The organism is Photobacterium swingsii (assembly GCF_024346715.1).
Taxonomy (GTDB): Bacteria; Pseudomonadota; Gammaproteobacteria; order Enterobacterales; family Vibrionaceae; genus Photobacterium; species Photobacterium swingsii.
Genome location: NZ_AP024852.1, coordinates 1405883 through 1425138 on the forward strand (window position 1 = coordinate 1405883; position 19256 = coordinate 1425138).

General features: G+C 43.7%; 17 protein-coding genes. 12 read left to right on the forward strand and 5 right to left on the reverse strand.

Annotated features, from left to right (window positions below):
* Positions 1-145: 145 nt before the first annotated feature.
* A complete protein-coding gene (locus OCU77_RS06665; protein WP_107302395.1) occupies positions 146-856 on the reverse strand; it encodes a cysteate racemase in 711 nt (236 codons plus the stop codon).
* Between the two features lie 270 nt (positions 857-1126).
* Between OCU77_RS06665 and OCU77_RS06670 the strand changes: the two genes are divergently transcribed.
* Positions 1127-2011, forward strand: a complete 885-nt coding sequence (locus OCU77_RS06670; protein ID WP_048897127.1) for a LysR substrate-binding domain-containing protein — start codon at positions 1127-1129, stop codon at positions 2009-2011.
* Positions 2012-2157: 146 nt separating this feature from the next.
* Here the strand turns inward: OCU77_RS06670 and OCU77_RS06675 are convergent, their stop codons facing one another.
* Positions 2158-3471: an anaerobic C4-dicarboxylate transporter gene (locus OCU77_RS06675; RefSeq protein ID WP_048897128.1), complete on the reverse strand. Its 1314-nt coding sequence runs from the start codon at positions 3469-3471 to the stop codon at positions 2158-2160.
* A 474-nt stretch (positions 3472-3945) separates the two neighbouring features.
* Here OCU77_RS06675 and OCU77_RS06680 point away from each other — a divergent pair, with 474 nt between their 5' ends.
* Positions 3946-4716: a TSUP family transporter gene (locus tag OCU77_RS06680; protein ID WP_107302396.1), complete on the forward strand. Its 771-nt coding sequence runs from the start codon at positions 3946-3948 to the stop codon at positions 4714-4716.
* Here the strand turns inward: OCU77_RS06680 and OCU77_RS06685 are convergent.
* Entirely contained in the window at positions 4667-5521 is an 855-nt protein-coding gene (locus tag OCU77_RS06685) for a LysR family transcriptional regulator (RefSeq protein ID WP_048897129.1), read from the reverse strand. The two genes, OCU77_RS06680 and OCU77_RS06685, sit on opposite strands and share 50 nt — an antisense overlap.
* A gap of 151 nt (positions 5522-5672) precedes the next feature.
* The gene (locus OCU77_RS06690; RefSeq protein ID WP_048897130.1) at positions 5673-6164 is read right to left on the reverse strand and encodes a MarR family winged helix-turn-helix transcriptional regulator; all 492 of its coding nucleotides are present in this window, start codon (positions 6162-6164) and stop codon (positions 5673-5675) included.
* Positions 6165-6447: 283 nt separating this feature from the next.
* Here OCU77_RS06690 and OCU77_RS06695 point away from each other — a divergent pair, with 283 nt between their 5' ends.
* The 9 genes from OCU77_RS06695 to OCU77_RS06735 all read left to right on the forward strand — a co-directional run bounded on the left by OCU77_RS06695 (position 6448) and on the right by OCU77_RS06735 (position 17392).
* A complete protein-coding gene (locus tag OCU77_RS06695; protein ID WP_048897131.1) occupies positions 6448-6981 on the forward strand; it encodes a hypothetical protein in 534 nt (177 codons plus the stop codon).
* A 9-nt stretch (positions 6982-6990) separates the two neighbouring features.
* Positions 6991-8592: a BCCT family transporter gene (locus OCU77_RS06700; RefSeq protein WP_107302397.1), complete on the forward strand. Its 1602-nt coding sequence runs from the start codon at positions 6991-6993 to the stop codon at positions 8590-8592.
* Between the two features lie 241 nt (positions 8593-8833).
* Positions 8834-10087 (forward strand): imelysin family protein, encoded by a 1254-nt coding sequence (locus OCU77_RS06705; protein WP_107302398.1) that lies wholly within the window; start codon positions 8834-8836, stop codon positions 10085-10087.
* A gap of 194 nt (positions 10088-10281) precedes the next feature.
* Positions 10282-11715 carry a di-heme oxidoreductase family protein gene (locus tag OCU77_RS06710; RefSeq protein ID WP_107302399.1) on the forward strand — a complete coding sequence of 478 codons (1434 nt, stop codon included), beginning with the start codon at positions 10282-10284 and terminating at the stop codon, positions 11713-11715.
* A 12-nt stretch (positions 11716-11727) separates the two neighbouring features.
* Positions 11728-12870, forward strand: a complete 1143-nt coding sequence (locus tag OCU77_RS06715) for an imelysin family protein (protein WP_053111726.1) — start codon at positions 11728-11730, stop codon at positions 12868-12870.
* Positions 12860-13993 carry a DUF1513 domain-containing protein gene (locus OCU77_RS06720; RefSeq protein WP_107302400.1) on the forward strand — a complete coding sequence of 378 codons (1134 nt, stop codon included), beginning with the start codon at positions 12860-12862 and terminating at the stop codon, positions 13991-13993. Before OCU77_RS06715 ends, OCU77_RS06720 begins: the two co-directional genes overlap by 11 nt.
* Before the next feature lie 101 nt (positions 13994-14094).
* Positions 14095-15927, forward strand: coding sequence for a L,D-transpeptidase family protein (locus OCU77_RS06725; protein WP_244915150.1), 1833 nt, complete (start codon positions 14095-14097; stop codon positions 15925-15927).
* Positions 15928-16081: 154 nt separating this feature from the next.
* Complete coding sequence (locus tag OCU77_RS06730) at positions 16082-16636, forward strand: YcbK family protein (RefSeq protein WP_048897132.1); 555 nt, start codon at positions 16082-16084, stop codon at positions 16634-16636.
* Positions 16637-16738: 102 nt separating this feature from the next.
* On the forward strand, positions 16739-17392 hold the full coding sequence (locus OCU77_RS06735; protein ID WP_048897133.1) for an MBL fold metallo-hydrolase: 654 nt from the start codon (positions 16739-16741) through the stop codon (positions 17390-17392).
* Positions 17393-17461: 69 nt separating this feature from the next.
* Here the strand turns inward: OCU77_RS06735 and OCU77_RS06740 are convergent, their stop codons facing one another.
* Positions 17462-18178 carry a DUF2982 domain-containing protein gene (locus OCU77_RS06740; protein WP_239685800.1) on the reverse strand — a complete coding sequence of 239 codons (717 nt, stop codon included), beginning with the start codon at positions 18176-18178 and terminating at the stop codon, positions 17462-17464.
* 353 nt (positions 18179-18531) lie between these two features.
* On the opposite strand from OCU77_RS06740, the gene OCU77_RS06745 reads away from it, so the two are divergent.
* Positions 18532-18933 carry a hypothetical protein gene (locus OCU77_RS06745; RefSeq protein WP_048897134.1) on the forward strand — a complete coding sequence of 134 codons (402 nt, stop codon included), beginning with the start codon at positions 18532-18534 and terminating at the stop codon, positions 18931-18933.
* Positions 18934-19256 lie beyond the last annotated feature (323 nt).

Consider the following 19256-nt stretch of genomic DNA (forward strand, 5'->3'; position numbering starts at 1 on the left):
CAGCAATATAAGTGCCAATTTTAAATATCGATTACTATCAAAGATATAAATTGGCAGTGAACGTTGAGGCATAATAGATTGTAAAAGAAGCTGACAGTAAATTCCTTTTTGCTTGATAGTAATCATTATTTTTTAAGGCTTGTCGCTATGCAACCAAATCATGCTCATCTGCGGTTGACCAAGCTATACACTCATCAGCTAGGATCTCTAATGAATCAAGGCAGTTTAATGGCTGTGACTCGGCTTGAGATGCCAGCGCAATAGGAATTTCAGTACAACCAAATATAACGGCGTCAGCACCGCGTGCCAACATAGCCTCAAATACAGGCGTCATCAGTTGTTCACCTTCTTTGACATTACCAGCTTTGACCGCATAAATACCAGCCATCACTTGTTGCTGTTCTTGCGCTGTTGTTTCTATGGCTTGAATGCCTTTATCGGCAAGTCGCCCTTGGTACATGTTGGTCATCATAGTCGCTGTTGTCGCTAGAATGCCGACATGTTGGTATTGCCGATATTTGGCTTCATTTACAACGCTATCAATGATGCTGATCGTGTGAACATGACTAATGGCTTGAAGGCGCGTATACCAAAAGTGTGCAGTATTACATGGGATAACAATACAGCTCGCACCAGCATTTTGTAGTTCTTCAAAGCCCTGTTTCAGGATGGGAAACGGATCTGGACCTTTGTTAAGAATGCACGCGGTGCGATCCGGAATTTGTGGAACATTGCTGACTAACATTGGAATGTGTTCTTGGTCATTATGAGCAGGTGTACGTGCAATTATTTTTTGCATGAAAGTGACGGTAGCGAGTGGTCCCATACCGCCTAAAACGCCCAGTTTTTTCAGCATGATGTTGTTCCTAATAGTATGTTGTTAAAACCACTATAAATAGGCGCTTGTGTGTTTAGAAATGCTAAAGCTGGTGCTCTAATGCCGAATCGGTATAGTGATTCTTCTTATTGCGTGTAGTGCTGATATTTTCAATTCGAATGGCAATAAATGGCTTGTTCACGCGGTAAAAATGAAAAGGAAAGTGATTAATGTGATGTCTGTTACGCCTAGCATCGCGAGCATTAATACATTGTTAGGTATAATTATTTTCTTTTTCCTGTGCATATTATGAATATTGAAAGTAAGTGGTTAGAAGATTTTCTAGCCTTGGCTGAACAGCGCAACTTTTCTCATGCTGCTGAACAACGTAATGTCACTCAGCCTGCATTTAGTCGTCGTATTCGCGCACTTGAAAATGCAGTTGGTGCTGAGCTTGTCGATAGAACTAAAACCCCGATTGCACTTACACCAAGCGGCAAGTTATTTCGAGTATCAGCCCGTACCCTTATTAATCAAATGGTTGATGGCATAGGTCAGTTATCAGATCTGTCGAAGCTCGGGGGGAACATTGTTCGCGTTGCAGCGGCGCACTCTTTAGCTACCAGTTTAGTGCCAAACATCCAGCCGCTATTGAGCCATGGTAAACACAACCCTTTGTTGAGTGTTGAAGCGATCGATGTTGACCAAGCGACCGAAGAATTGCATGAAGGCAGTTGTGATTTGTTACTTGCGTTTGATGATGAACGCTTGCGGTTGCCTCCTTATCAATCGTTACGTATCGGAGAAGCGGAACTACTTCCTGTGTGTGCCTGTGATAACAAAGGCGAACCTCTGTTTCAGTTTGATTCAAAACAGACGACCCCTTGGTTGGCCTATAGCCCAAGCTCTTACATGGGGCGACAAGTTGAAGCCGTGCGTGACCAAGTTAACTTGCAAGCAGTGTTTTCATCATCGATGACAGACATTCTCAAGATCTTAGTGTTGAAAGGGCAGGGCGTTGCTTGGTTACCGGATTACGCGATTAAAGATGAGTTAGCGCGTGGGGAAGTCGCATTGGTTGGGGAGCCATACTTACGCTTGCCGATTGCTTATTATGCCTATCGCTACCAAGCACGACTGCACCCTGCTGGTGAACAAGTGTGGAATACGCTTTGCCAATTAGTAGCTGATTAATCAAACCCTTAACCAAGATCTTTACTCAATCCTTTGATTAAATCTTTGAACGAAAAAAGTGTAGGAAGCAGTAAAGCCCAGCAACTATGCTGGGCTTTGTTATCTCGGATAGGAAGCTTCGTCGTCTTATCGTTATATCAACCTAACTATAAAATCATAGGTGCAAGTACAAAACCGCAAAGGGTTGAGATGATAACGCCACAAAGCCCTGGTAATAAGAATGGGTGATCAAAAATATTCTTCCCCATACGTGTCGTACCCGTTGAATCAAACTCGATAGCAGCCAAAGAGGTTGGGTAAGTAGGGAGAACAAACACCCCTGTTACTGCTACAAATGACGCAAGGATTGCCCAATGAGGTACTTGTAAGCTAAGGGCGAGTGGGATAATTAACGGTGTTGTAGCACCTTGTGAAAGCAGCAGCGTGCAAGTGCCAAACAAAACCACCGAAAGCAGCATTGGGTAAGCTTGCAGCAGTGTCCCTGCTGTGGCTTTAATTTCAGGTAAGTAAGCATTAACCATGGTGGAACCCATAGTCACAATACCGAGAATAACAGCGACTGAACTCATACCGGAACGGAAGGTTGTGGTACGAATGATTTTATCAGGGTTCACTTTACAGAAAGGTACCATTAGACAGGCGACAGCGAACATGCTGACTATAATGATGTCGCGGGTTGACATCATTGCACCGTCACCAAATTGCGGACGTAGCGGAGGAAATGCTGCGTAGATAACGATTACGATAGTCGCAAGAAGAAAAAGTAATACTGAATATTTTGCTTTTGGATCTAACTCAGTATTCGTCGTTGTTTGTGCATCGGTTTTTTGTTTATGTTCGGCCTGAATGCGTTCTAGGTAGATAGGATCTTCGTCGAGTTCACAACCTTGGCGAGAAGCGACGAAGGCCGCGACCATAGCGGCAATAAACGAGGCGGGCAAACACACAGCCATAATTTGCAAAAAGCTTACACCAATAGGCTCCATGATAGAAATCATCGCAGCCATTGCCGCTGAAATTGGTGAGCCAGAAATGGCCACCTGTGAAGCCACAACCGCAGCTGACAATGGGCGAGAAGGGCGAACACCAATCTCTTTAGCGACTTCAGATATCACTGGCAACGTCGAAAAAACGGTATAGCCAGTACCCGCCATAATGGTCATTAACCAAGTGATCATCGGTGCCAAGAAATTGATATAGCGTGGGTTTCTTCGCATGAGATTGCCAGCGTAATGTACCAGCCAATCCATGCCACCTGCAGCCTGCATTGTTGAAGCGGCGGTTACAACGGCCATGATAATTAAAATGACGTTAACAGCGGGTTGACTCGGTTCTAAGCCAAAGCCTAGCGTTAGTATTGCTAACCCTAATCCACCGGCAAGACCAACGCCTAACCCTCCCATTTTTAAGCCCCAATATATGCAACCTAAAACAATAACGAGTTGAATGATAACAAGCATAATTTTTACTCACTGAGTGACAGATTGTTTGGTTTTACGCGGTATGCCTAAAACCTGAATAGCTGAAGTTTATTAACCTACTTTTTATGTGGTTTATGGTGAGTGATTCATTTACTGCTGTTAAATGCTGAAAAATGTTTCGTGATAACAAATCGGCATTGGCTCAATGGTAAAAATGAGATCTGGTTAACTGTATTAATTAAAATTGATGGATTTAAGAGGCGGGTGGCTCTGAGTTGGAAGTAAAGATACTCACTTAGATGTATATCTTTTTGTTGATGATAACGTGATAGCGATCGTGGTGAATCAGGCTGGTTCACAGATTGGGTAGACCGCCTACAGGCTGATAATTTTATCTCTTCTATTCCAACTTGGAATGAGTCTGTGTCGTAGCTTTCCTTTTTGATCTTATCAATAAGGCGTTACTCTCCGTTTTAGATTGTTGGCTTGAATTTGTTACCCAAAGGAATATAAATGGAATTTTCGTATGAGGTCATTGCGATTCTCTTTGCTGTTGCTGCGTTGGCTGGTTTTATTGATGCAATTGCGGGTGGTGGGGGGTTACTTACCGTGCCAGCCTTATTATCAGTGGGGCTCCCTCCTGCACAAGCATTAGCGACGAATAAACTGCAGAGCTCGTTTGGTAGCTTTTCGGCAAGTTTGTATTTTGTCCGTAATGGGTTGGTTAATTTAAAGACAATGCGGTTAGCAATTGCGTGTACTTTTGTTGGCTCAGCAATTGGTGCAGAATTGGTCCAGTTTATTGATGCAGGCGTACTCACTAGTATTATTCCATTATTACTATTGGGTATCTCTATGTACTTCTTATTCGCGCCGCAAGCGGGTGTCGGCGGAGGAGAAGCTAAGCTCTCTGAGACAGCATTTGCTTTTTCAGTTGGGTTTGGAATTGGCTTTTACGATGGTTTCTTTGGTCCTGGTACAGGGTCTTTATTTACTATTTGTTTTGTCGCTATTGCTCAGCTCAATATGATAGAAGCAACAGCACGCACTAAGGTACTTAACTTTACATCAAATATAGCGGCACTTTTGTTTTTCATTATGGCTGGGTTGCCTGTGTGGGAGATAGGCTTAACCATGGCGGTAGGGGGCTTTATTGGGGCTCGCTTTGGTGCCAAGGTTGCGATCACGAAAGGGCGTAAACTTATCCGCCCTATGGTTGTGATTATCTCTATGATTATGGCGATAAAGTTGCTGTGGGAACAAAATCCGCAATGGTTTCAATAAGCAGCTCAACGCGTTTAGCTTGATAGCTTTTACGACGATAGCAAATATGTACCGGGCGAGTGAGTGCATTAAGAAAATCAAAATGGTGACAATGGTGGACTTCAATATTCAGCGTTTTTACAACAGACATTGGAATTAATGCAGGGGCAACACCACCAAGTGCCAGCTTTGCAGCTGCTGTGTAAGAGTCCATTTCCATCATCGGCTTGATTCCCATTTTTTGTAACGTTGCCGCTTGGTAGGTATTCGCACTGTTTTTCAGATCATTGGTTAATAACATCGTAGGTGTGGCATCAAGCGGTGCTGCGCTTACGATCGTAAATTGCTCGTCAATGAGGTGGCGAGCAACGATACCGTGCTGCGGAGGCAAATGGCCTGCGCAAAATCCTATGGTTGCATCACCTGACAATACGCTTTCAATTATAAAAGGTGTTTGCTGAGTAAATACCGAGAGGTGAGGATCTTTTTGGATATAAGCGCCAAGAATGTCACTTAGGTAACCAGCGACTAAGGTTTCAGAGCAAGCAATGGTGATGAGCGAAGTATCTTGAATATCTTGTTGCTCAAAGATCAACCCTTTCATTTCTCGATAACTCGGTTCAACACTATCTATTAGCTTTTTGGCTGTGGCGGTTAGCTGAATATGTCGACCTGCAGGCTCAATAAGCTTCTTACCTAAACGTTTTTCAAGATTGGCAATACGTTTACTGACTGCTGACTGGCTAATGTACAGGCGTGTGCCTGCTTTACTCATAGTGCCTTCTTTTGCCAATACGAGCAGGGTTTCTATTCCATCGAGTAACACACGAATACCATTAATGAAAATACGGAATAGATATGGTAGCGCAGGGCTAGGAAGATAAAGAAGAAAAAAGAGTGGAGGTAATAGAGAACGTGCAGAGCGTCACGTTCTCTATCCATGAGCAAGGCTTACAATTGCTGCGATGTACGCTGCGTTATAAGTTGCCCGCTTCTTCAGTTTTGGTAATGCTGCCCACTGCTAGAACGGGTGCGACATCTAAATGCTCTGCATTCATCATGGATGAGATGCGTTGAACCGATGAAAGCAGTAAAGATTGCTCCCACTCCTCAAGTTCGTGATATTGAGAAATGAAACTATCTTGTAGTGGCAATGGTGCTTTGTTTAGCACTTCAACACCTTGAGGTGTTAAATGTGCATGCACTTTTCGTTTGTCGAGCTGGCTGCGTTGACGCACAACAAGCTCACGCTTTTCAAGGCGATCTAGGATTGTTGTTGCCGTTGCTTGGCTCATGTTTGTGTTGCTCGACAATTGGCGAATAGTGACTTCACCAGAATCACGGATAGCGCGCATTAATACCAATTGTGGCCCAGTTAACCCAGCGTCTTTATTCAGTTTTCTTGAATGTAAGTCAATTGCTCGGATAATTTGTCGCAGGGCAATAAGGACTTCTTCGTGCTTGTCCATTTTTCTCTCCAAGATTTAACGCCGCGAAACTACATCAAACGGAGGCAACATGAAAGAAATAGTTATTAATTTTGAGGCGCGTTAGTAATAATGTTAGATGTAGAAACATTAGTGTTCTAACTATTCTTGGAATTGGTGGCTATAATTGGGTGATTGAAGAATCTACCAATTGCGGTTTAATTCTACAATTATTCTTAATAAATGGGGCTATTTTGCCATTTTCTTTCATAAACCTCTCCTTTTTTGGTAGTATTTTGCCTTCTTTAGCTTAATGAAAGATATTATGAGTTCTGATAATTTAACTGTAAAAGAGATTGTTGAAGATCTTCAAGTTCTTCGTGTTCGTTATGAGTTGCCGGACTCCTCAGCGTTTGTTCGCTATGAACCTCGTTTTGATGACAGCCAACCAGAGGAATTAACTGTTCACTCTTCATGGGGTGTTCCATCTGTTGGTGCAGATAAAACGGGTAAATTTACATTACCTCTGCTAGTAAACGAATTACAGTATGCTTACATTTTGGTGCACATGTTCCCAAATATGCAGGCAATGGAGTATTTCCTTGCTGGCTTTGATACGAGTTTGTCTCAGTTAGAATTCATCGGCGGTAACTACGATTTTGACCGCATGTGGATTTCAAGTGGAGTGAGCAATCTAGGCATTCCGATGGCTATTTTTCTAGGCCAACGCAATGCCGTGAATGGTCAGCCTTCAGTAACCCTTGTCGATCACCGTAAGGAAACGACAGGCCAAGTGGTTTATCGTGCCGTTCGTGGCGCGGGCGAGCATGTGGGCGAAGATTTTTACTCGGAAGAGTAAGGAGGCGACATGAGAGCAAAATCAGGTTTACTGAAAGGACTCAATCCCCCTATGGCGTTAACGGCCATGACGGTGATTGCGCTCTTCCTTCTTTTTGGTGCTTTTGATCCTGAACTGGCTGCATCTTGGTTCACCGGGGCAAAAGACTCTATCATTGCTGGCTTCAAGTGGTACTACATCCTTGTTGTTGCACTGTTCTTCTTCTTTGCTGTCTTCCTTATTTTTAGTCGCTACGGTGACATAAAGTTAGGGGATGATGATACCGAGCCCGAATTTAGCTACTTTGCATGGTTCTCTATGCTATTCGGGGCGGGTATGGGTATCGGCCTTATCTTCTGGAGTATCGCTGAACCGATTTTCCACCTGCAAAGTAACCCATTTATCACCGAAGGTGGTACAGCCGAAGCTGCCCAAGTCGCAATGCGATTAACGTTCTTCCACTGGGGTCTACACCCATGGGCGATTTATGTAATCGTAGGCTTATCACTTGCCTTCTTCTCTTACCGTCGCAAATTACCTCTAGCGATTCGTTCTGCGTTGTATCCGATTTTGGGTGATCGTATTTACGGATTCTGGGGGCACTCTGCTGATGTATTAGCGGTATTTGGTACTGTATTTGGTGTAGCAACTTCGCTTGGTTTAGGCGTGGCTCAGATGAACACAGGCTTAAGCCAGTTGATGGGGATTGAAGTTTCAATTACTAATCAGCTGATCTTAATTGCTATCGTTTCGTCTATTGCGACATTGTCAGTTGTATCCGGTGTGGGTAAAGGGGTGAAAATCTTATCAGAGCTTAACTTATGGCTGAGTATTCTGATCCTGATTTTCTTTGTGGCATTTGGTCCAACAATTTACATTTTGAACAGCTTTGTACAAAACATTGGTGACTACCTTTCTAATGTTGTCGCGCTGAGCTTCTGGACCAACTCTGAAGCCAATGGTACTTCTGCTTGGCAATCTGGCTGGACAGCATTCTACTGGGGCTGGTGGATTTCATGGGCACCATTCGTAGGTATGTTTATCGCGCGTATTTCGAAAGGTCGTACTATTCGTGAATTCTCTATCGGTGTACTGATTGTTCCTTCGCTATTAGGCATGTTCTGGTTAACTGCGTTTGGTGGTACAGCACTTCATATCGAATTGTTCGATGGTGGCGGTGTTATCGATGCAGTAAACAAAGATCTTACGTTAGCGTTATACGAAACGATTGGTTTAATGAACACTGGTTGGATAGAGCCAATTGCGAAAGGTGTTGTAACGTTATTGATCTGTACATACTTCATTACTTCATCAGATAGTGGCACCTTGGTTGTAACCACTTTGCTATCTGTTGGCGATCAAGAGCCGCCGTTACGTCACCGTATTTTCTGGGGCTTAGGTGAGGGCTTAGTGGCTGCAATTCTATTGCTAACGGGTGGTTTGGCTGCGCTACAAGCCGCTTCAATTACTGCGGGCTTACCTTTCTCTGTCATTATGCTGATGATGTGTTATTCACTCGTTATTGGCTTAAGAAAAGAAAAAGAGCGTCAGTTTGAAGATCGCATTCGTCTGAAAGCGCAAGATGGCTCACCACATATGTCCTTTATGGATCGCATTGGTCCGGGCAATTAAATGTAGAATTAAAGTTAACTATGTATTGTTTATCAGTACCTTAGTTTAAAAATGCGCAGCCATTAGGTTGCGCATTTTTTTTATGCTGTGATCGAGGTAGCAAAAAAATACATCTATTGATTGATTGCGTGTTTTAAATTGTAACGATAGTGGTTATCATTCGATAACAAAAATAATTATCACTAACAATTTCGTTAAGTTGATAAACAAAAGTTAGCAGCTATCACAAGGATGACACATCATGAAAAAGACGTTTGCACGTACTTTTATTGCAACCGCCATTTTATCTACCCCTCTTTTGTCACAAGCAGCAACGCAAGAAGCTGTCGTTGAACATTACGCTGATATTGCTCACAGCGTATATAGCGATGCTGTAATTACTGCACAGTCACTTGATAAATCGCTTAAAGCTCTGATTGAAAGTCCAAGCCAAGCAAACTTAGAGCTGGCACGTAAAGCATGGATTCAAGCACGTGTACCTTATCAGCAATCTGAAGTCTTCCGTTTTGGTAATGCCGTTGTTGATGATTGGGAAGGACAGCTCAATGCATGGCCACTTGATGAAGGTTTGATTGATTACGTTGCTGATGATTATCAATACGAGTTAGGTAATGAAGGCGCGCAAGCGAATATTGTGGCGAACAAAACGGTTCAAGTCGGTAACCAAAAGTTAGACACCCAAAAAATAACGCCTGAACTATTGGCGGAATTGAATGAAATTGGTGGATCTGAAGCTAATGTCGCAACGGGTTACCACGCGATAGAGTTCTTGCTATGGGGGCAAGACCTTAATGGTACAAAAGCAGGTGCGGGTGAGCGATCTTATACTGACTTTGCTTACGGTGAAGCATGTACTAACGGTAGCTGTGATCGCCGTCGTGAATACCTGCAAGCCGCTTCAACACTGTTGATGACGGATCTGAAGTGGATGGAAAAGCAGTGGTCTGCTGATGTGAAAGCCAACTACCGTGCCGAATTATTGGCAGACAGTGCAGAGAATGGTTTGCGTAAGATGCTGTTTGGTATGGGGTCACTATCACTCGGTGAACTAGCTGGTGAGCGCATGAAGGTGGCTCTTGAAGCTAACTCAACGGAAGATGAGCATGATTGTTTCTCGGATAATACGCACAACTCGCACTACTACAACGAGCAAGGCATTTACAACGTATACACAGGCACATACATGCGTGTGAATGGTTCTTTGGTGTCAGGTCCGAGTATTCATGATTTAGTGGCGAAAAAAGACAAAGCCGCTGCGAAAGAGATTCAAGCCGAATTTGATAATGCGCGTGGTGCAGTTTACAGCTTAGTGACATCAGCTGAGAAAAATAATCAGTACTTTGATCAGTTGATTGCTGCAGATAATGTTGAAGGCAACAAGCTAGTAAACAACTCGATTTCAGCCTTGGTAAAACAAACGGTTGAAATTGAACGTGCAGCAAAAATTCTTGGTGTAGCGAACTTAAATCCAGATACAGCGGATCATCAGTTCTAATTGACACTATGCTATATCGCCGCTGACCCGTATAGGGCTGGCGGCTTGTATTCCAGCTATGTTTCCCAGTCATTTTTGCCAGCCTATATCAAAGTAACAGTGCTTACATCACTCAATTCTTTACACATAAAAACAAATGGCTGGTGAGTTATTTCTATACCGTCAGGTATACAAGTTATAAAAGTGTGAGCAATATGAAGCATTCACCGACTGCTATTCTTCTTTCTACATTAATATCGATGCCTATTATCGCAGCGGCTTCTGATCAGAATATCGAGCCTCTTGAAGCGGCTGCAACCAAAGCAACGTTTTTATCGGGTGGGGCAACAACGGTCAAAAAGTCAGGGCCGAATGCCTTTTCATTACCTGCCGCCAATCTCCCTTTAACTAAACGTTTAGACTTTAGTGTGGGTAACAGTTTTTTCCGAAACCCTTGGGTACAAGCGCCAGCAACGACGGATGCTCGTGATGGCCTAGGCCCAATATTCAATACCAATGGTTGCCAGAATTGCCACATTAAGGATGGTCGAGGGCATCCACCAGAAGAAGGGGCGACGAACGCGGTGTCTATGTTGGTACGATTGAGTATTCCTGCCATGACGCCAGAGCAAAAAAAAGCCCTGATCACCGATGGCGTGATCCCCGAGCCTATGTATGGCGGCCAGTTACAAGATTTTGCGATTTCAGGTGCCAAGCCTGAAGGGCAAATTGCTATCAGTTACCAAAATGTTCCTGTCACATTCACTGATGGTGAAGTGGTGATATTACGTAAGCCCACGCTGACGCTCACCGATCTTCAATACGGTGAATTGCATCCCCAAGTGCAGATGTCAGCACGTATTGCCCCACCTATGATAGGCCTTGGCCTATTAGAACAAATTCCTGAGTCAACGCTGTATGCCATCGCAGAGCAACAACGAAAAGATGGCGCTGGCGTATCGGGTAAAGTCAATAAAGTCTGGGATGTACAAACTCAACAAACGGCTGTTGGTCGTTTTGGCTGGAAAGCGGGACAACCTAATTTAATGCAGCAAAATGCGGCAGCATTTAATGGTGATGTCGGCTTAACCAGCCATTTGTTCCCGAATGAGAACTGTACAGAGCAGCAGACTATTTGTGCTGAGCTTCCTAATGGTGGACAGCCTGAAGTGAGTGAGAAAATTCTTAATTTTGTTGAATTTTACTCACAACACCTTGCAGTGCCTAGTCGTCGAAATGTGACAGATCCAGCGGTAATACAAGGTGAGAGGCTGTTTGCTAATATTGGCTGCGGCAGTTGTCATCAGAGCCAAATTCAAACCGCTAAAAATGAAGCGTTACCTGCGTTGTCAGAGCAAATGATCAATCCATATTCAGATCTTCTATTACACGATATGGGGGAAGGGTTAGCTGATCATCGAGGGGAGTTTTTAGCAACCGGTACAGAGTGGCGAACCGCACCATTATGGGGAATTGGTTATACCGAGGAAGTTAACGGTCATACTAATTTCTTACACGATGGTCGAGCACGCACCTTGATGGAGGCTGTGTTATGGCATGGTGGTGAAGCTCAGACCAGTCGAGATCGTGTTATTGCACTATCTAAAGCTGAGCGTAAAGCGCTCATTGCGTTTCTCGAATCGCTGTAAAGGGAGAAACGAATGAAAGCGTTTATATACCACAGCAAATACCAAACAAAAAAACAAACCAAGCTGTGCACAACATACGGATTTAAACATCAGGTTAGGCTGCAAGGTGTACGTAATGCCGTTGTTGTCGTAGGGCTAATCATGCTCACAGGGTGCCAGCAAGAACAGCAGACAATGTCTGATGCCGTGCATCAGTTGCATGTTACAAGTGCAGCTAACTTTGCCCAGCAAGCCAATCAATTGGATCAAGACTTTCAATTATATTGTCAGTCGCCAACAGCTGATACTTTGAGCCAAGCAAAAGAGCAATGGTCTACGACTATGCAAGCATGGATGGCGCTGCAGGGGCGAGAAAAAGGCAGTGAAGCTGCATTAGGGCTAAGTTGGCAAATCCAGTTTTGGCCTGATAAAAAAAACACGACAGGACGAAAACTGAACCAGTTACTTAAGCAAGAGACGATGTGGCAGGCTGGTGCGCTTGCAAATCAAAGTGTCGCCGTACAGGGGCTGGGAGCGGCAGAATGGTTTTTATATGATCAGCAAAGCCCCATAGTCCAAAGTAAACTGTCGGAATATGATAAAGCCGCTCAAGTAGATAAAATCTCAGCGGAAAATTGTTCATTATTTACTGCTGTGTCTGGCCGTATTGCCGACAGTAGTGCAGCCTTAGAACAGGCATGGAAAGTTAATCCATGGCAGTCTATGCCAGTAAAGATGGCGTTAGGGGAGTATTTAGGCGCGTTAAACAATCAGCTTGATTACACCATGAAGAAGCTGAGTCGGCCTTTGGGCAAGCCTGGTTCGCCTAAAGTGTATCAAGCGGAGTCATGGCGTTCGCAGACATCTATGGTGAACCTTAAATCGAATATTACCGCGATGCAGCAGCTCTATTTAGCCAATGAGTCTGGTTTGGATAAATTATTGCGTGATCGTGGTTATGCCGCAACCGCGGACAGAATCGACAAGCGCTTTTCAGCCCTGCTTGAAGGCTGGCCGCAAACACCTGCTATGGTGCCTATGTTGAAAACAAGAGAGGGTTACCGTCAGTTGTTGAACATTTACAACGGGCTAGAATATATTCAGATTGCATTACAAGATGAAGTCGCGCCTGAATTGGGTATTGTTGTGGGGTTTAATGCAACAGATGGTGACTGATTTAACACGGCGTAAGCTGCTTAAAATGGCGCTGGCTTCGGCATCTTTAACGTCTGCATCTTCGATGGTGGGATGCGCTACAAATTTGGTTGGTCATAGCCAACGTGATAGCGTCGTATCAAACAAGCAGTCAGCAATAATAGGCTGTAGTCGCAGGCTTTCAGGCGGATATGCTGCCGTTGTTGCCGATAGTACAGGGATGCCACTCTATCAATTTGCATTACCCGCAAGAGGTCACGGTATTGCCGTTCAGCCACATGGTTCGCTAGCAGCCGCTTTTGGACGAAGGCCTGGTCATTACATGCAGGTTTTCGACTATCAAACAGGTGGGCAATTTCCTCTCATTATCGCAAAGCCTAATCGTTATTTTTACGGCCATGGTGTTTTTTCTGCCGATGGGCAATACCTGTTTGCTACAGAAGGGGAGCGTGGAACAAGCCAAGGTATTATTGGTGTTTATCGTATTAGTACCCTGAGTGATAAAGGTGATATTGAAAAAGTATCTGAATTCACGGGATTTGGTATCGGCCCTCATGAAGTGGTACTAGCAGACAATGATACGTTGGCAATTGGTGTTGGTGGTGTACATACCAAGGGGAGAACACCTGTTAACCTTGAATCGATGCAACCTGCTTTGGTGTACCTTGATATAAAGACTGGGGAGCTTATAGAGCAGGCAGTGCTAACCAATAAACAACTTAGTATTCGGCACTTGAGTGTCACGGAGAGTGGCGATGTCGTATGCGGTCAACAGTTCCGTGGTGAACCAGAACAAGCCGCGCCGCTTGTCGCCATTCACCAGCGTGGAAAAGCGTTAGAACATCTGCAAGCAGACGAAGAAGAGTGGCTTCGTTTTAATCATTATATCGCGAGTATTGCTAGCCTTGATGGTTATTTGCTCGCAACGTCACCAAGAGGAAATTGCTATGGTATCTGGCGTGAAATAGACAAGCAGCTCATTGATTTACAACCACTTATTGATGCCTCTGGTGTGGGTGTTATCAATAGTAAGTGGGTTGTGGGATCGGGTTCTGGCAAGATGTTAACTGTCTCGCAGCATGGTCAACAGCGAGTCAGTCATAGCCCTGTTCTATGGGATAATCATTGGAGCGTTTTGGCTTAAGTTTAAGAATTGATACAACTTGAAAAGTGACGGATTACTAAAATTACTCCCTGTGGTGAATGCGTTTGCCATACTTACATTATGTTAGTGAGGGAGTTCCAATGGCTATGAGAAAACAATGCAGTTTATCCGTCGCATTAGTGCTCGCTCTTAGTGGGCAGCCGTGGGCAAATGCTGATGGTAATACTGTCCCTATCATTAGCCCCCAAGGGCTGGATTCACAAGACTCCGTTACTCAAAGTACTAAGCCAGTAACGTCACTTGTTAGCCAACAGACGTCTTCTCGTGTAATTCATTCTGCCTCAACCTTAACTTCTACGCCGCCTTCTTCTACGTCTATAGAGTCGCCTCAAGTGCCAGGGGCGGTATCGATTAAATCGTCACCTTTAGAAATGCAAAAAGCAAAATCTTGGGTGTCTGAAGTTTCGCGTAATGTCCGTGATTTGCAGTATGTCGATAAATTGGCTCAGATTTATTATGCCGTCGGGTATACACCTTTATGGCAAGACTCCTTTGTTGCTAATGAATTTGAAGATCAAATACGGATTTTAGCGCTTGCTGGAATAGAGCCTGAATTTGCGCGTCGTTACGCCATGCTTCAGCACTTTAAGCAAGGTAACGATTGGCGGCAATATGATTTGTTAGCAACAGACACCTTGTTAAGCTATATGAGTTATGTAGAAAGTTTGCCTAAGTATGGTAAGCAATGGCTATTTGGTAGTGGCTTAGCTATGCCATTACCACTCCCTTCTGAAGCAGCGATAGCACGTATACTCAGTGCAGTTGAAACCAATCGGCTGCGCTACTTTATTACGTCACTCAAACCGCTTGATGAAAGTTATACCCGCATGGTCTTAGCCATTAATGAATTACAGCAGTTAGAGTCAACGACGTGGCCGACTTTTTACCAAAGGGGCATTATTCGGATTGGTGCGCCTTTAAAACAACCTGAAGCTTTAATTACCGTATTACACCAACTTGGTGATTTGACGGACTATCAAGCCGAATCACTTCGCGCATCCAATATTCGTCATTACAATATTGATTTGGTACAGGGTGTTAAAAGCTTTCAGCAACGGCATGGGCTAAAAGTCGACGGCGTGATTGGTCCTAAAACCCGCTACTGGTTAGCCTTATCACCTAAGCAGCGGGTACGCGTGCTGGCCTTAAATACCCAGCGCGTACGATTATGGCCTATGAACTCCCCATCAGTGTTAATCGTCAATATCCCCGGTTATGAGATGAATTTATGGCTGGATAATAAGCATGTTATGGATAGTCGGGTCATCGTTGGTCGCCCTGATCGTCGAACACCGTTAATGAGTTCAAGTATTAACTCCGTGGTCTTTAATCCCTATTGGAATGTCCCTATTTCTATTATGCAGAAAGATATTCTGCCAAAAGCCAAATACGACAGCAGCTATATTACGCGCAAAAATTTTGCAGTAATACGGAGCTGGACAAGCTCAGAGCAAATCCCAGTATCAGCGATAGACTGGCGTAATGTGTCTGTTAAATCCTTCCCATATCGACTTCGTCAAAAGCCGGGAGCACGCAATGCGTTAGGGCGCTATAAATTCAATATTCCAAACAAGAATGCCATTTACTTGCATGATACTCCCGCGAAAAGCCTGTTTAGCGAAGATGGTCGCGCATTCAGCTCGGGTTGCGTGCGGGTTGAGCATGCCGATGATCTCGCCATGGTATTGCTGAACTATTCGGGGGTTTCAGAGCAAAGAGTGAATACTTTGAGTTCGCGTTCTAGCACTAAAACCGTTGGATTGAAGCATAAAGTACAGGTTCACCTCATATATCAAACCGCTTGGGTGGACGATGAAGGCTTGGTTAACTTCCGTGATGACGTTTATCTTTACGATAAAATGAGCTACGCATCGCAAACTGAACAGAAACTTACAACTGTTTACAAAGAATAAAATTGCTTAATTCTCAATAATTAGACACCGTTTCAGCAATGAAGCGGTGTTTTATTCTATGCATCCCATTTGACTGTTTAAAATTTGAACGTTAATTTAATCGGCGTTCGGGCAACATCATGTTGTGTTTTTTTGTTTCAAATGGGTTTTGGGGATGTCTGAAATTGATTACAAACGCCGTCAGATTCTGATTGCTGGTGGTATTACATTAGGGGCTAGCTTGTTTCCACAGCTTGCGATCGCAAGCCCATTTAAGTCGACCAACCCTCGTCAAATGTCTATGTGTAATATTCACACTGGCGAAGATTTAGAGACGCAATACTTTGATGGTGAAGACTATTTACCTGAAGAACTACAACGTATTTATCAGATTTGTCGCGATTTCCGCCAAAACGAGGTCGCGAAAATGGATAAAAGATTGTTTGATGGTATTGCCAAGATCCAAGCTAATTTAGGGCACAAAGGGCAAGTTCGTATTATATCGGGTTATCGTTCACCCAAAACAAATAAGATGTTGCAAAAAAATGGTGGGGTAGCGAAAAAAAGTTACCACATGAAAGGGCAAGCCATCGACTTTAATTTAGAAGGCGTGCCTTTATCAAAAGTCCATAAAGCAGCAAAAGAATTACGCTTAGGTGGCGTTGGATATTATCCGAAAAGTGATTTTGTTCATATAGACACAGGTCCAGTGAGAAGCTGGCGTGGTTAGCTATGAGCGAGACAACAAAGCCGACATAAACTGTCGGCTTTGTTGTTTTTAGGAAGAAAATGGTACTCTTGCATCAGTTTAATTCTAAGGAAACCTTTCAGCATGAGCCTTCAATTTGAAATTGTACCTGTAACACCGTATCAGCAAAATTGTTCGATTGTATGGTGTGATGAAACCAAAGCGGCAGTCGTGGTCGACCCAGGTGGTGATGTTCACTTACTGAAAGCTAAAATTGCCGAGTTAGGTCTGAACGTTGTTAAGTTAGTGCTGACACACGGTCACTTGGATCATGTCGGCGGAACAACAGCGTTAGCGGCTGACCTAGGTGTGCCTGTATGGGGCCCTCACAAAGAAGACGCTTTCTGGCTACAAGGTTTAGCACGTCAAAGTGAAATGTTTGGCTTCCCATTAACTGAAGCATTTGACCCTGACCGCTGGTTAGATGAAGGTGATGACATCCCCGTTGGTAATCAAGTGCTGCACGTATTGCATACGCCTGGCCATACACCGGGACATGTTATTTTGCATAACACAGACGCTAAAATTGCGTTCGTGGGTGATGTGCTATTTAACGGTGGTATCGGCCGTACAGATTTCCCTAAAGGGGATTATCAGACTCTGATTAATTCAATTAAAGGTAAATTGTGGCCACTAGGCAACGACGTTACTTTTGTGCCGGGTCATGGTCCTCTTTCAACGTTTGGTAATGAACGCGCTTCGAACCCATTCGTGGCTGACGAAATGCCGCTGTACTGATTTTTCAGTAAAGTGATGAATAAAGGGCCGTGCCTATATAGGTGCGGTTTTTTTTCGTGCTCTGTGAAGTCAATTAACGGTGCTGGTATTAGCTTGAGCAAGATACCGCCTCGCTAATCCAACAAACTCGCCTAAAGGTCGATCAAATAAATCATCAGCAATAAAGAAATCAAACCCTAATAGTTCACGGTTATAGCGCATGCGGTTTGCAAGCATAGCGATTAAACCCTTCAGCACGACGCCGTTTTGGGTGATGTAAGGGGTATCATCAAATAACATGTCTTCAATTGCGTGTGGGCTGTTTGGAGTACGTTTAAAAGCAATAAATAGCAAGCCACGTTGTTCTATTAACATTTTGCTGGCTACTCGTGGGCAGACGGAGGTTAAAAAATCATCATAATTCTTTAGTTTTACTCCCATCCAAGGCAATGTCTGATACCAACCCTCTGCAGTTGGTAACTCTGCTAACCCAAGTTGCTGAATAGATTGCCAGCGAAGCGACCAACCGCCTTCTGCGCTGTGATATTGCAAGTGCATAAAACTGAGGGTGAATGTCAGAACCGGGGTGCTCATTTGTTTAAATGCCATGACCGAAAAGGTAATGGCAAACAGTAACAAGATAGATAATCCGACGTTATTGATCGTTGGTATTAGAAAACTTGTGATACCTATGGCCAAAATAGCAGCGAGACTGAACGCAAACCAGTAAACGCTGGGTTGGCTATTGATGGGTTTGATGTACCGAGTTTCCATTGTTGGTGTCTCGATAACAGATGTTTTGTTCACGGGTTTATGCATAAGCACTTTGTATCTAAATGAGCAATTTTGAAGGTGTTTCCGTACTGCTTTTAAAGCTTATACGTAGCGTTATGGTAATTAGCGCACACAGGTAGAACCCAATAATGCACTATGTTTAATAATATTATGCTTGATATGCACTTCTCGCAATTTTGCTTTTTTGGGGAGTGTTAATGACTAAATTTGGACAAAATATACAGAATTTTGAGTGAAATCATGTTTTGTTGTGGGTTAAATAACCGTTTGCTGGCATTTCTCTGACATCCTTGGTATAAAACGCGCTTACTTTTTCCCGCTGGAACAGTGGCGACTGAAAGTAGTGCAACGGAGTAGGAAATTTAATGAGAATCTCTCACAAACGTAAAGTTCAGCTTAAGCTGCAAAAGCGTGTATTAGCAAATGTAGCAGTAGCAAAACCAGCAGCGAAGAAAGACGCTGTGAAAAAAGCACCAACTGCAGAAACAGTAAAAGCTGCACCAGCGGCGAAGCCTGTAGAAGAAAAAAAGACAGTGAAAGCAGCACCAGCTGCAAAAGTGTCTTTGACTCCAAAACAGCAGCAAGTGCTTGATATTGTAATAAGCAACGCTGAAGGTCTAAACCCGAAAGGTATTGGTCTTCAAGCGGGTCAAGAAGATGCGAAAGCGGCTTCTTGGGCGACTGGCGCGCTAAAAAAACTGGCTGAAGAAGGCCTAGTTGAGCGTATCCAGCTAGCGGGTAACAAAGTGCTTTATAAAGCAGCTTAATTCTCGCTCCCCGCCTCTTATCGTTAGAGGCGGGTGTTCCTTTCTTTTTCATACCAAGTGTCACACTTCCCCTCATTCTTTATCTTTTTATCTCAATTTTGTTAACGACATCTCATTAATCTGACGATTTCTTAAGTCTCTGCTATAACTTATTTATAACGGATTTAAATATTCAGGGACTCAATACCAAGTAAAACAGACTTATCCATCAGGGCAGTAGTACCAATCTAACTAAGTGGCTGATCAATCTTGCTGGTTAAAATCACTGATAACTGCGTTATAGATTTGTAGGTAGAAAAATTCGCTAGCTTCAATCTATTTTT

What these genes read in the sequence shown, in the direction of transcription:
- OCU77_RS06695 (WP_048897131.1), top strand. Translation starts at nt 6,448, where the DNA reads ATGAGTTCTGATAATTTAACTGTAAAAGAGATTGTTGAAGATCTTCAA.
- OCU77_RS06670 (WP_048897127.1), top strand. Translation starts at nt 1,127, where the DNA reads ATGAATATTGAAAGTAAGTGGTTAGAAGATTTTCTAGCCTTGGCTGAA.
- OCU77_RS06730 (WP_048897132.1), top strand. Translation starts at nt 16,082, where the DNA reads ATGTCTGAAATTGATTACAAACGCCGTCAGATTCTGATTGCTGGTGGT.
- OCU77_RS06690 (WP_048897130.1), bottom strand. Translation starts at nt 6,164, where the DNA reads ATGGACAAGCACGAAGAAGTCCTTATTGCCCTGCGACAAATTATCCGA.
- OCU77_RS06705 (WP_107302398.1), top strand. Translation starts at nt 8,834, where the DNA reads ATGAAAAAGACGTTTGCACGTACTTTTATTGCAACCGCCATTTTATCT.
- OCU77_RS06675 (WP_048897128.1), bottom strand. Translation starts at nt 3,471, where the DNA reads ATGCTTGTTATCATTCAACTCGTTATTGTTTTAGGTTGCATATATTGG.
- OCU77_RS06745 (WP_048897134.1), top strand. Translation starts at nt 18,532, where the DNA reads ATGAGAATCTCTCACAAACGTAAAGTTCAGCTTAAGCTGCAAAAGCGT.
- OCU77_RS06665 (WP_107302395.1), bottom strand. Translation starts at nt 856, where the DNA reads ATGCTGAAAAAACTGGGCGTTTTAGGCGGTATGGGACCACTCGCTACC.
- OCU77_RS06720 (WP_107302400.1), top strand. Translation starts at nt 12,860, where the DNA reads ATGGTGACTGATTTAACACGGCGTAAGCTGCTTAAAATGGCGCTGGCT.
- OCU77_RS06715 (WP_053111726.1), top strand. Translation starts at nt 11,728, where the DNA reads ATGAAAGCGTTTATATACCACAGCAAATACCAAACAAAAAAACAAACC.
- OCU77_RS06700 (WP_107302397.1), top strand. Translation starts at nt 6,991, where the DNA reads ATGAGAGCAAAATCAGGTTTACTGAAAGGACTCAATCCCCCTATGGCG.
- OCU77_RS06680 (WP_107302396.1), top strand. Translation starts at nt 3,946, where the DNA reads ATGGAATTTTCGTATGAGGTCATTGCGATTCTCTTTGCTGTTGCTGCG.
- OCU77_RS06725 (WP_244915150.1), top strand. Translation starts at nt 14,095, where the DNA reads ATGGCTATGAGAAAACAATGCAGTTTATCCGTCGCATTAGTGCTCGCT.
- OCU77_RS06710 (WP_107302399.1), top strand. Translation starts at nt 10,282, where the DNA reads ATGAAGCATTCACCGACTGCTATTCTTCTTTCTACATTAATATCGATG.
- OCU77_RS06735 (WP_048897133.1), top strand. Translation starts at nt 16,739, where the DNA reads ATGAGCCTTCAATTTGAAATTGTACCTGTAACACCGTATCAGCAAAAT.